Source organism: Verrucomicrobiota bacterium (assembly GCA_037139415.1).
In the GTDB taxonomy this organism is placed as follows: domain Bacteria; phylum Verrucomicrobiota; class Verrucomicrobiia; order Limisphaerales; family Fontisphaeraceae; genus JBAXGN01.
In genome coordinates, this window is record JBAXGN010000083.1 from 1 (window position 1) to 13,195 (window position 13,195).

Genomic DNA, 13,195 nt, shown 5'->3' on the forward strand with positions numbered 1-13,195 from the left:
ATTATGTCCGGGCTTCTTAAAAAAACTGCTTTTCTAAGTCCGACAGGCTGCTAGTCACCATCAGGGAGGTTTCGAGGGCTTTACGACTCCATTCCGGTGAACGAATAGACCGAGGGATAACCCTGCGCAAAGTAGCTCCATTCCCGTCCACATCGTCCATTGTGTCCATCGCGTCCATGCCGTCCTTTTTCCCTCCGGGAGGGAACCGCTTTTCCAAAATCCCTGTTTTCCCCGTCGCGCATCAGGGGGCAGGCGCAGATTCCAGTTTAGCCCGATAATTAAAGCGATCATTGGGCGCGGCATCGCCATTTAAAGTGAAGTCGCTCCAATCCCCGGTCTGCTGGATATTATCGGCCCACTTGAAATCAATCACGGCCGGGAGTTTGTCGAGGCCAAGCGCCGTGCGGGGAATGGCGAGCTCCAATTCGTTGCCGGCCATGCGATATTCTACCTGCGCCAGCGGTTGCCATGAATACGGCGATGCCTTTGGAGCGCGATGATGTTGCTCCAAAGACGTGGTCTGCGCCGGGCCCACCGAACGGTTCACCACAAAGTCGTAGCCCAACCAGCCGTTGGTATGGTTGCCGTCCGTGTCCAGGAATAGCAGCATCCAGTTGGACTGACCGGGGGGCGTGAGCGGTTCAGCGGTGCGGACATAAAAATAGACGTTCCGGGCATCATAGCTGACTTTGGCGGCAACGATATCATTGCGCCCTGTCTGGTTTACGTAGCGCGTCTCTTTGCTCCAGCCGCGATGATTGCGCTGCGCGGGATCGCCCCGGTCATCCCGGAATTCCAGCTCGACGTTTTGCCAATCATCAAAGCGGCCGTCGATCTGAATGGGGTGGCTCCGGATGGGGGCCAGTGGGCGTACGCCCTTGTAACGCCGGATCGCCGCTGTCATCTGGTAGTAATAATTGTCTCCATGCCCGCCGCGCATGGGCTCCACATCGCGGCTGTGCTCTTGGTCAAAGGTGTCCACGAACATCACGGGATGTTTCACACCGCCGAATTCGTTGTAACGGTTGGCCACCCATTCATTCCAGCCGGTGATGAAGATAAAGTCGGGATCTACCGCCAGCGCTCGTTCCCATTGCTCCGCGAAGTTCAGGCCGCAGTTCACCGCGCCGGGGGACTGGTCCATGGCACCGTGATGAAAGCTGCGCCCTTTGGCGTCCGGTTCACTCATGGAGCCCAGCCGGCGTCCGACGGCGTTTTGGGCCACACCCACAGACATCATTTCGCGTCCGCCGTGCGCATTGGTGAAGGTATGCTGCGGCGAGATTTCCAACCAGCTCCATTGGTCCGGCCCGGTGGAACCCTTGAAATAATCCGGCTGCGGTTTGCGGAAGGTGAAGAAATTCCGGATGTGTTCATTGGTGCCACCTGTCACACTGATGCGCAGCGTGCGATCGCCGGGCACAGCCGCGCCATCCGCGAACGCCGCGCCGCGTGGGAAGGCATCCTTGGCCTCGCTCCACCAACCGACGGTGCCGCGTGCCGCAGAGGCTTCGAGGAGATAGGTTCCGGCTGGCTGGGGCGGATCGAACCGCAGCGTTAGCCACGCGTTATCAGCCACGTTTTCAAATTGCTGGAGGATGATGGGTTCTCCGGATGCGCCTTGACGGCGTAACGTCAGCGTGACAGCGGCATTGCTCGTGTTCCAGGTGGGGAAGCTCCCGGCCACAGCGCGGAAAGGTTTATCCACCGTGAAGGATTGGCCCAGCGTGTGGCCCGGATGCAGCGGTGCAGGCACGTTGTGTTTATCCATGCCTTCGATGTCACCCTCAAACCAGGCGGGATCAGCCAGCAAGAGCGGTTTGTTGTCCCAGCAGAACCACAATTCGGGATGGAGTCCCGGGGCGTATAAATCTCGCCAAAGTTGATCCACCACCTTGTGCGGATTGCCAAAGGGGCACAGGAACGCAACTTGCGGGGTGCGGCCTCCGTGGCGGCGCACGTCCGCGAAGATACGCAATAGAGCTTGGTAACTCTCCGGATACGTCCACCCATTCGTCACATCGAAGATCACTACGTCCACACCGGCATCCGCCAGCATCTGCGCGTGTTTGCGGATCACCCCCTCGTCGTCCGACACGTAATATCCGAACAGCGACTCGCCCCAATGATGGAATGCATGGAGCGGTCCCCATGGCGGGCTGGCGGGCTGGGTCATCGCCGCCGGATTGGCAGCCAGAATTTTGGTAATATCGAACGGGCCCGCTTCGCCATGTCGGCCCAGCCAGAGAAAGTAGAAAATGCCAACATACCGGTTCGGGCGCGGATTCCCGACCTCGGCGTTTGTGGGCAACGAGCGACCCAAGGCATCCGTGGCGACCCAAGTGTCGCTGAAATTGTCCCACGGAGGCACGGGCGGCTCGCCCCCGAATGTGCCCGGCCCGACCAGCGCCATCACGGACAGCATAACGGCCAGTCTAGCGCGGTTACGATAATCGAAATTCATCACCCATCCAATACCGCGATGTGCCTACCGGGTTCAATCTTTGAATCGTCTGATGCCGAAGCCGGCAGCGAACAAAAATCCAGTGGGCAAGCCAATGCCCGGCGGAATACCAGCGATTTGCCGGGTGTTCGTTTTGCCGAAGGTGGCCCAAGGGGGACACGACCTGGCCGATGTTTTTTCTTGGCGAAACCTGGTCTAAGGCGGATATTGGCCCGGCATTGCGGACATCGGAATCAAAGACTATGAGTAACTTTATTGAGTCAGCTACGGCATTCTTCATGCGGAAGAAGGATCAGGCATTGCTGGCGGGGCAGAATTATACGGTGGAGCAGCTTCAGAATGGGGTGTCGCTCACGGTGGGGGCGGAGGCGATGAATTCCGCGCTTACGGAATTGGCCAAAGTATTTCATCCCAAGCAGAATCGGAAGGCGCTGTCCGGTTTGGTGATTGCGCAAACCACCCAGGAAAGTTTGGTGCCCGTGATGGAGCGGACCTACCGTGAGCCGGAGGATATTGTCTCGTACAAGGCACCGCACATTTCCGATCCGGACGCCCTCCTCAGCCTGTATCAAGCGCACTCCGCCGCCGGGGGGCCAGACGAATTGGGCGCAACGCTGAGGCATGCGTTTTCCATACATCAGGCCATCGAGTTTATTGAGAGCCATGAGCATGGCCACATCCATGAGTGGGGGCAGGTAGCCGCAATGCTGAACGATCCGAAACGGCTGGCCAAACAGGTGCAACGTGCGCACGCCGCCCTGGTGTTTGTCAAGGAGGCGGAAAGCGTCCGGCTGGCCACTGATTATTTTCTGAACACCTGGCCGCAGTTGGACGAGGCAAAAAGGGCGCATGTGGCCTCGCTGGTCACCGAGATGGCGACTGCCGCCGATGATCCAAACTACTTTCATCAAAACTCGCCGAACCTGTCGGCCTGCTTTTACCGCAACGCCATTCTCGTGCTATCCGTCACGATGTGGAATCCGCCTGCGCTGATGGCGGCGGAGCATCTTCACCGGCAATTCGCGGCCTTGAAACCAAGCCATGACCAGCCGGTCTTCCTTTATCATGCCCTCACTGGTACCTTGGCCGTCAAAGTCATTTGAGCAGGGCCGCGTTTGGTTTTCATTGCGCTCGACGCGTGCGCGCTTTGTCGTTAGCCTGACGCCATGAGCATAATGAACCGTGCTTGGTTAATCATCGCCGTGATGAGCGGCGTGGTGCTGTCAGCGTTCGCCGCGCCCCAACCGCCCAATGTTGTGGTCATTCTCGCTGATGATTACGGCTATGGCAGCGCCGGGTGTTACGGCGCGGATGGCAAGTTGGTGCAAACCCCGAATCTCGACCGGCTGGCCCGCGAGGGGCGCCGCTTCACGGATGCAAACACCACCTCGTCGGTATGCTCGCCCACCCGTTATTCCATCCTGACCGGTCGTTATTGCTGGCGCACGGCGTTGACGCATGAAGTGCTCAGCACGTTCGCTCCGCTGCACATCGAAACCAATCGCCTGACCATGGCTTCCCTCTTGAAACGGCACGGTTATGCCACGGCGGCGGTGGGCAAATAGCATCTTGGTTATGGCACCGCCGATGATTCCCCGAAGTGGCGCACGGATTACACCGCCGAGCTATCGCCCGGGCCGCTGGACGTTGGTTTTGAATATCACTTCGGTGTGCCGAGCAACCATGGGGATCTCACGGGTATCTATGTGGAGAATCGTTTCGTCTATGGCCTGCGCAACGGGAAGATTCCGCCCGGCATGAAGCTTCCCGGCCCCGTGCCGGATGACGACAACTTCAAAGGCACCTACGGTCCCGAGGACACGGAGAGCGGACGCGCCAAAATTCTGGACCTGGCTGCCCCGCGCCGTGTCAACGAGCGGGTGATGCCCACGCTGGCGGATCGGGCGGTGAAGTGGATCGGGCGGCAGGATAAGCAGCGGCCATTCTTCCTCTACTTTACCCCGGTGGCGGTGCATAATCCGGTGACGCCTGACAAAGACATTGCCGGAACAAGTGCCGCCGGATTGTATGGCGATTGGATCTTCGAGTTGGATCGCAGTGTGGGCCGCATTTTGGACGCGTTGGAGAAGCAGGGCGTGGCTGGAAGCACGTTGGTCATTTTCACGAGCGACAATGGCGGGGTCAAGGAACCGCAACGCACTGACAGCTTCCAAACCAAGGCGTTGAACGCCGGACTTCAGGTGAACGGCCCGTGGCGCGGCGGCAAGCATCACGTGTGGGAAGGCGGCTTCCGGGTGCCGTTCATCGTGCGCTGGCCCGGCAAGGTCCCGGCAGGCACGGTTTGCCCGGAGATGATCAGCCTGGCGGACTTGCTGTCAACCACGGCGGCGTTGGTGGGCGAGAAACTGCCGCCGGCGGATAAGGCCGCCGAGGATAGTTATAACATTTTGCCGGCAATCTTGGGCGAGCCGACGCCAGCCCCGCTGCGCCGCGATATGATCGTACACAGCGCGGATGGCGTGTTCGCGATCCGCCAAGGCCCGTGGAAGTGGATTGAAGGCGTGCCGGTGGATGAGATTAAACCGGGTCAACGCAAAGCGCGCGCCGAGGAATACAAACCGCAGCTCTACAATCTGGTCAGCGATCCGGCTGAGACCAATGACGTCAGCGCCGCAAATCCGGAGTTAGTGAAGGAGTTCCGCGCCCTCTTGGAGCGCTATCGCAACGGCGGGTACAGTCGGGAATTGCCGCCGATCATGGAGAAAGCCAAACCGGTGGTGGCCGTGTTGCCCGCGCCAACCGGGCGGATCACGTTGAACGCGGAGTTTCAAACCATGCCGGTGGCGCCCTGGGCGGTGACGCGCGGCCAATGGTCCGCCAAGGATGGCGGCGTGTGGGGCCTGCAGAAGCCGGGGGATGAACAAGGCGCGTGCTTGCATGGGCCATTGACCATCACGAATGGCACGATTCAATACGAAATCAATTTCAAGGGGGCCAACCGGCATTCCCTGCGCGTGGAGACCGGCGACCGCCAGCACAGCTTCCGCATCGAGATCGCGCGCGCCTATGTGGGCCTTACCAAGAATCCCTCGCGCGGCGAAGGCGTGGACCAGACCGAACCGCTCGCGCGCAAGCCCTTGAAGCTGGAGTCCGGCCAATGGTATCCCGTGCGCATTACCTGCCAGGGCAGCAACGCCACCGTGCAGGTCAACGATGTAAAAATCACCGGCGCGCATCCCGTCATCGGCGAACCCAAAACCGGTATGAACGTGCTCGTTTTTGGCGAGACCGCCGGCTTCCGGAACCTCAAGGTGGCAGAGTAACAAGGTGCTCTCGGCGGGCGGGCGGGCGGAGAAACTCTCGCCAAACGCGCCATGTTCAGTTTAGGGGGAAAGTGTTGTTTTTTGACCAGTGGCGTCCCAAACCGGCTAAAGGATGTGCCAAAATGGCCCAGAAGACGCTTTTTTGGCGTGGCTGGATGATTTACTGGCGTGGCTGGATGACCCAGCCACACGGTTGGATGACCATTCTCACGCGAAATTTCTTGGAGCCGCATCCAAAGTGGCGTCGCGGCCTCCCTTCGCCCTGCCTTGCAGCCGGGTTGCGTGAGGCGGGCCTTATTGTTCCAACGTCAGTTCATCCAGCCACAAAATGCCGTTGGCACCGTTGAGACCGGCGCGGAGGGTGAGGTTGCGGGCGTTGGCGGGGATGGTCAGGGTGGTTTCGAGCTTTTGCCAATCGAAGGTGCCTTTGGGGGTGGCGGTGCTGAGGTGTTTCCATTCGCCATCCGGGGTCTGAAAACTCACGCCGATGGAACCGGTCTTCCAGCCCGCGTCGCCGATGGTCACGTTTTCGCCTTTGACCCAGGCGCTCAGGCGGATGGTGCGCCCGCGAATTTGTTCGGGCGCGCGCAGGATTTGCAGGAAGAGGCGGTATTCGCCGGTCTGGTTTTCCACGCGGGCGCAGCGGCGTCCATGATGGGCGAGGGCCTCGGTGATGCTCCCGCCGGGGGGGGATTTGCCAGGGGCGCGCGGTGGGGGTGTTGGGCGAGCCGAGCGGCAGGGCGCGCTTTTCGCGGAGGCTGTACACGTGCGCGGAGGAGGTGGATTCAAAGGAGGCGTCGGCCAGGAGTTCGGAGGTTGTTTTTGGTGTGGTTGGCCAGACGATGGCGCTCGGACGTGCCGCTTTGGCCGCGCCGGGCGTCAGGAGGAACTCGCATTCGTACCAGGCGTTGGGGACCACGGGCTTGCCGCCGCCATCGAGCCAGGCCATGAAGAATTGGCGGCCCGCCAGAAAGACGTTTTGCAACGGCGCGGGAGCTTGGCATTGCAAGGCGGAGATTTCCGCCATTTGCCGGTTGTCGTTGTAGAGGCGCACGGTGTCGGGCAGGAGGCCGAGTTTGGCAGTCTCGCCCATACGACCGGATTTATCGCACGCGCCCGCAGCGAGCAGGTTGCCGGCGCGCAGGAATTCAAAGCGCGCGGGTTCAATGAGCGGGAGCATCCAAGCGAGAAACGCGCTGGGTTCACGCGCCTGCCCCTGACTGAGGAAGCCCAGGCGCACGCGGATGGTGGGCGAGTCGTCAAAGACATATTCGGTGGCAAAGCGGATCGCGGGCTGGATGATGCCGAAGCGATCGGCATCGCGCAGTTGGCCGTGGAATTGGGCGTGGAGGGATTTGCCCGCGCGCCAGATGCGCGCGCCGGTCTCCACGTCGTTATCGGTGGCGGCGCGGTGCATGCGTTCGGTGCTGAAGCCTTTGTCGGTGTAGAATTCCTGGTTTTCCGCGAGCAGTTGCAGCGCGGGTTGTTTGGTCCATAGGCGGCTCAGGGTGCCGCCGGTGCGCTGGAGCTGCGCGCGGTAATGGGCGTTTTCCACGAGCCAATGGGTGCTGTGATGCTGCGCCGTGACGGCTTCGAGCGGCGCGGTGGCCACGGGCAGTTTGCCGGGGGCGAGCGTGACGGTGAAAGCGGCGACGGCCGGTGAGACGGCTTTGGGACTGGTGAGATCGCGCCAGAGCAACGCGGCATGCCAGCCGGGGCGTCCGGCATATTTGTCGAGCAACAGGGCGTTCGCGAGGCCACTTTGCCAGGGCTGCGCGAGGGTGAGTTCCGCGCCGGAGCCGTCCGCCTTGAGGCAGCGCAGCGCAGCGCCGGTTTCGGGGAGCGGCACGGTCTCCATTTGCCAGAGGATTTCGGTGCCTTGTTGGCGGTAGTAAATATTGGAGTGCCCGGGCTTGCCGGTGGCGGGGCGCGGCGTGAACCAGTCGTCCAACAACCCCTCGGCGGTCTGCACCTGGTAGCGTTGGCACTCAGCACCGGCGAAGACGAGCCCGGCGCGGCTGTGGGCGGCCCGGTCATCCAGGGTGGCGGTGAGTTCCACGTGCGAATCGCGGCAACGATATCGCAGGGACACGCGGGCTCCGGAGCTGAGTTGCGTTTTAAATTCCAGCGCCACGCCGCCCGCTTCCGGGGTGGATTGATAATCGGCGCGGGTGGCGATATCCCGGCCGTTTTCCAGCGCGCCATCCACGAATAAATCCCCCTGGCCGAGCAGCGGTTTGCCATCGGCGGAAGCGAACTCCTGCACCAGGCCGGAAGCGAGCGAGAGCGTCAGGCGATAATTACTGGTGCTGACTTCGACGCGGTCCTCGATGGCGGTGACTTTGGGGGTTTGCCCCGTTTCACGGACGGGCGGGAGTTCCGCGAGCGTTGGCGTGGCGGTGGGAACGGCGATACCCGGCGGGCGGAAGCAGAGCGCGGTGGCTTCCCAGGCGTCCAACCGCACCGCGCAACGCAACGGCGCTGTGCCAGTCACGGCGACCGGCGCGCCGGACATCATGTTGCGCGCGGGCCATTGCGGGCTGCCAGGGAGGTCTTTGGGCAGATCGAGCTGGATGGACTTCGCTTCCGGATTCAGGTTGATCGCCACAATGCTGTTGTTGGCCCCCAGCGTGCGCAGGAACGTCAGCACGCCCGGTTGATCGCAACGGATGGCCTGGTAACGGGCCTCGCCGTATTGCAACTCGGGCAGCGCGCTGCGAATTTGTAGAATCTGGTGGATGAACGGCCCGTGCCCGGTGTCTGCTTCATGGTAGATCATCGGCATGCCGTCCATCCACGCGGTGAGGGCCAGCAAGGCGCGGTACGCGGCCACGCCCACCCAGCCCTGGGCGCGCAGCGTGTCGTGGCTCTCCACATAGCGCAGGCGCAGGGTGCCGCGCGGTTCGGCAAGGCGCTGCTCTTCGAGAAATCGTTGCGCGTTGGCCGCGAGGATTTCGGGCGGCATCCGCCGCCCCTGCAACAGGAGGCGCAGCGAAAAATCAAAATCATACAGCACATCGCACTCCTGCATGTACGGCGCGCGCTGCACTTCGCCCAGGACCGCGCCGTCCGGTTGCGCGGAGCGGACGGTGTCGCGGATGCCGTGGAGCATCTGCAGGCCGCCTTCGCGGAGCGTCAGGCTCCCGCGCTCGTAGGGCAAGGGCGGGACTTGGCCGCCGATTTTTTCCAGCGACGCCTTCCACCACGCCGCCGGGACGTTCCCGGGGACCTTGTTCGCGGCAGGGAAACCCGCGCGCCGCCAGTTCATGATATGGCTGCCGCCCACGGCGTCCACGCGAAAGCCATCAATGGAAAACGAACGCATGTAATGCTCGACAACCTTGAAGATGCGGTCTTGCCAGCCAGGCTCGCGAAAATCAAAGCACCAATAGTTTTGGGCGTCGCCATTCTCATCAAACACCAGCCACCACGGCAGATCATTGCGCAGCGGGCCGAAGGCGGGCGAGCCGCCATGCGGCACGAGGTCCTGCCAGACGCGCATGCCCTGCGCATGGATATCCTGGACGAGCGAACGGTATTCGGCTTCGGTGCCGAGGCCGTCCTGGAATTTATAATAGTCGCGCGGCCAGTAGCAGCCGCGATCCTCCAGCGGCAGCAGCCAGATCGCGCCCGCCCCGAGCTGCTTCACGCGCGGCACCAAATGCTGGCGCGCCGCGGTAAAGCCGCCGAGATCCGTGAACCCGCTGCCGATCGTACCGTTGGGGTGAAAGGAATACAGCGCATTTTCAAAGACCCATAGCGGGCGGTTGTCGGGAACCTTCAAGCCCAGGTCGTCGCAGGCTTTCCAGATGGCCGTGCGGAACGTGGCTTCCAGCGGGGCGGCGTGGACCTCCATAAACGCCGGTCCAATGCTCTGAGCCTGCCCCGCTTCCGCCCAACCGGCCGCGTTGAATTCCTGGGCGACGTAACACGAGGGATTATCGCTGCCCACGAGCACGGTTTGCGCGGAGTCACGGCGCGGATCGTTCAGAAAGAGCAAGGTGCGCTGCGCGGTCTGTTCGATCAGTAACGCGCCCAGTCCGTTGCCGCTGGCAGTACGGGATTGGGCGGATAAATCGGTGCAACTGACGCGCCGATTCTCATCCAGCACGCCGCGCATGGGAATGAAGTAATCGCCCTGTTTCGCCAACGGCCAGGCAAAGCGGACGCGGAAAAATTTAGCGGCGTTGTCATGGCCATCATCCGGGCGGTAAACGAGGCGCAAATAACGGGCTATGCGGTTGGAATTCCCCACCATGCCGAGCACCACGGACTCCTCCAGTTCCCATTCGCCAACCTGTCGCTTCACGGTGAGACGGTTGGAGGGGGCATCCCAGGTTTGCTCGATTAATTGGCTGACGGCAGGGTTGCGATCCAGCAGCCATTTGCCGGATTTGGTTTGCACATCCACGGAAGCCATGGCGGGCGTCCCCGGGACCAATAACGGGATGTCATTCCAAGTGAGGGATGTCCAATCACCGGTATCCGGGTTGATCGCGAGTTTCCAGGGCCCTTTGCTCACGGCGTCAGCGGCGAACGCCGGCAGTCCACCCGGACACAACCACAGGGCGAGCAAGAGGAGTAACGTGCAGCATCCGAGCCTTGAGACGTGCGACGCATGGTGCGGGTGAAACCTGGATGTTCGGCAATTCATAGCTATGGGTAATTATCTGCCGTTTACAGCTTATGCGCCACCCCTTTTTCCAAAAATGAACATCGGATCCGGTTTACGGCTCCGCCTCGGGAGCGACGACGAAATCATCCAGATAATACACAGTCTTCGCGTTCGCACCGCTCATGAAGCCGATCCAACTCAGTTTTTTGAAGCTGGCCGTGGGGAAGGGTAAGTTGATGAAATTCATTGGGGTACGGCCCGGGATGGTAAGCGTCATAGCCCATTTGCCGTCGAATTTTTTCCCGAGGCCGGCGGTGATTTCGAGCTTGATCCATTGGTCCATGGGAATTGCGACGACGGCCTTGTTGGGAACCGTAAGTTTGCCATCGCGGATATTCAGGCGGGGGCCGGTCATATAATTACCGCTCGTCCAATCCCGCCATTCAAAGTCCACGATGGCGTTGGTTTCGACGCGGATCTGGAAGGTGTTGTGGATGATGCCCTCGGCGAAATTCACATCGTAATTGAAATGCGGATTGTAGCTGTTCTTTAAACCGGGGGCGTCGGTGATCTTGAGGCTGTGTTTGCCCGTGGCGGCGACCTGATCGGTGACGAGGACGGAGTCGCCTTTGTTTTCCACATGTATTTTGGCGTGCGCGGGTGGTTTGCCGACGGCGTCATACTCATACGTTTCGGTCAACGGCAGCACTGAAGGCTCGGGGGCAATTTCCAACGGAGGATACTGGACGGAACTGGCTTTGCGGACCCAAGCCGGGTCGCCATAGACACCGGCCTGTGAATAATCAAACGGTTTGAAACCGACCGTGGCTGCCGGTGAACCGGGCTTGAGATGGAAATCCAAACCGTCGGGATTAACGAACAGCGGATCAGCGATGATCGAACCCTGATCATGACCGGCGGCCTGCCACTGTTCAAATAGCATACCCTTGAAATCCGTTTTGACGTTGGGGTTGACTTCCCAGTAACAATTGTTGCGCATGACATGTTTCACCTTTTCCCACGGACCCTGGAGCAGGACGCCTTCTTTCCAATAGACAAGGTTGTTTTCAAAGGTGAAGGAGAGATGCTCCTCCACACGGGTGGCCTGGATCTGGTACAGTTTGCTAAACGCCAGGATATTGTTGCGGATAATGTTTTCCTTGCCGTAGTGCTGATGAAAACCGCCGTTTTTCACGTTGTAAACGAGATTGTTTTCAAACAGGATACCGGTGCTGCCTTCATCGGTGTACATGCCCCAGCCGCCATACGAATAAGAATACACATCGTGAAAAATGTTATTCACGACCCGGGTGCCCTGGCTGGGACCGAGCGTGTAGATGCCGCCCATGTCGCTCAGCAATCCCCAGCCAAGGTGATGCACATGATTGAAGGCGATCAGGTTGCCCTTGCACAGGCTCTCGCCGTATCCCCACCGCCAGCCAGCGGATATGCCGGTGTAAAACAGATCCCCGATTTCATTGTGCGTGATCTGGTTGGTGCCGCTGTGCCCCAGCCATACGCCGACGGCACAAGGGAAAATATAGCCGCCATGCAGCAGGATGTTGTTGTCCACGATGTTGGCGTCCGTACGGTCCGCCGGATTCTTGCTGATATTTGCTTCGCCCAAGCGCACGCCGCCCGCGCCGAAATCATGAATATAACAATGGCGGATGGTGTTCTCCCGGCAGCCGCGCCGAAACCAGACCGCGTAGGTGCCGATATGCCCAATCTCGCAGTCTTCCATCGCGATCTGTTGCGCGCCGTCTGCCATGACCACGGCTTCGATGGACGCGGCCGCCTGGTTGGGTTCAAAGCCGGTGGGTGGCGTCAGCCATTGCCCATGCTCGAACGTGAGGCCCTTCAGCGTGATATTCCGGACCCATTGCTGGCTGGTGGGGTCGCCCTTGAACACCACAAACTTATCCAGCACCGGCGCCACGACGAGCGCCTTCGTTATATCCTCGCCCAGCAACGGCAGATAAGAAAGTGTGCCATCCCGACTCAGGAACCATTCGCCGGGTGCGTCCAGTGCTTGGAAATAATTCTCCAGCACGAAATGGGTGTTCTTGCGCCACGGATTCCACGATTTCATTCCCTCACCGGTGGTCACGATGGACTTGGTGTCGGGATCGAGCCGATCCAGGAAGCGGCGGGTGTTGTCCCAATTGTGATACACCACCAGGTTGGCGTCCTTTAAGTCTGCCGGTGTCAACGCGGATATCTTGGCGTAATCCTCGGCGCGCAGAGCGATGGTTTGTTGGGCGCGTTTCGCCTTTTTCGGGTTACCCGCTTCCAGAGTGGTTTCACGCACGTCCGCCATGTAGAAAAAGAACTTGTTGGGCGTGCGGGCACGGGTGGCGCGCCGATCATTCACAAACAACTGCTCGAAGTACCATTTCCCGGCGGCAACCTCCGGCACTTGTGTTTGCCATAGGCCGTTGGGGCCGGGCTTGAAGCCGCCCAGCGTCTTGCCCCCGCTAAAGACGGGCCGCGCGCCCGGCGCGGTGGTGTAGAGCACTGGCGCGGTGGTTGTGCCGCTATCTTGCGGTTCCAGGATGAATGGTTCTGTGAGTTGATATTCACCATTGGCCACGGTGATGGTGATAGCTTCGGTGGTCGCGACTTTCGAGCGAAAGGTCCGAACTGCATTGCGTGCGCCGGTGAGCGAACGCACCGGGCCATCCGTGCGCGTTGCATTGGGTTTGGCCAGCCGCCCGGACCACGCATCGTTGCCGTCCGTCGCCACGAAGAATTCCGCCGCCGTGGAAGAGGCCAGGGCGATCCAAAGTATGGCCATAGTCAAGGTGCATTGCATCAATCTCATGACGTTGG

Annotated in this window: 6 protein-coding genes; 3 read left to right on the plus strand and 3 right to left on the minus strand. The window is 60.6% G+C overall.

What is annotated here, in order from left to right; translation table 11 throughout:
• Window positions 1-241: 241 nt before the first annotated feature.
• A complete protein-coding gene (locus WCO56_15445; protein MEI7730969.1) occupies window positions 242-2,464 on the minus strand; it encodes a hypothetical protein in 2,223 nt (740 codons plus the stop codon).
• 242 nt (window positions 2,465-2,706) lie between these two features.
• On the opposite strand from WCO56_15445, the gene WCO56_15450 reads away from it, so the two are divergent.
• From WCO56_15450 to WCO56_15460, 3 genes are all read left to right on the plus strand, one after another.
• Complete coding sequence (locus tag WCO56_15450; protein MEI7730970.1) at window positions 2,707-3,567, plus strand: hypothetical protein; 861 nt, start codon at window positions 2,707-2,709, stop codon at window positions 3,565-3,567.
• A 63-nt stretch (window positions 3,568-3,630) separates the two neighbouring features.
• Window positions 3,631-4,029: a sulfatase-like hydrolase/transferase gene (locus tag WCO56_15455; GenBank protein ID MEI7730971.1), complete on the plus strand. Its 399-nt coding sequence runs from the start codon at window positions 3,631-3,633 to the stop codon at window positions 4,027-4,029.
• 105 nt (window positions 4,030-4,134) lie between these two features.
• Window positions 4,135-5,748, plus strand: a complete 1,614-nt coding sequence (locus WCO56_15460; GenBank protein ID MEI7730972.1) for a sulfatase-like hydrolase/transferase — start codon at window positions 4,135-4,137, stop codon at window positions 5,746-5,748.
• A 313-nt stretch (window positions 5,749-6,061) separates the two neighbouring features.
• Here the strand turns inward: WCO56_15460 and WCO56_15465 are convergent, their stop codons facing one another.
• Complete coding sequence (locus WCO56_15465; GenBank protein ID MEI7730973.1) at window positions 6,062-10,402, minus strand: alpha-amylase family glycosyl hydrolase; 4,341 nt, start codon at window positions 10,400-10,402, stop codon at window positions 6,062-6,064.
• A 73-nt stretch (window positions 10,403-10,475) separates the two neighbouring features.
• A complete protein-coding gene (locus WCO56_15470) occupies window positions 10,476-13,160 on the minus strand; it encodes a right-handed parallel beta-helix repeat-containing protein (protein MEI7730974.1) in 2,685 nt (894 codons plus the stop codon).
• Window positions 13,161-13,195 lie beyond the last annotated feature (35 nt).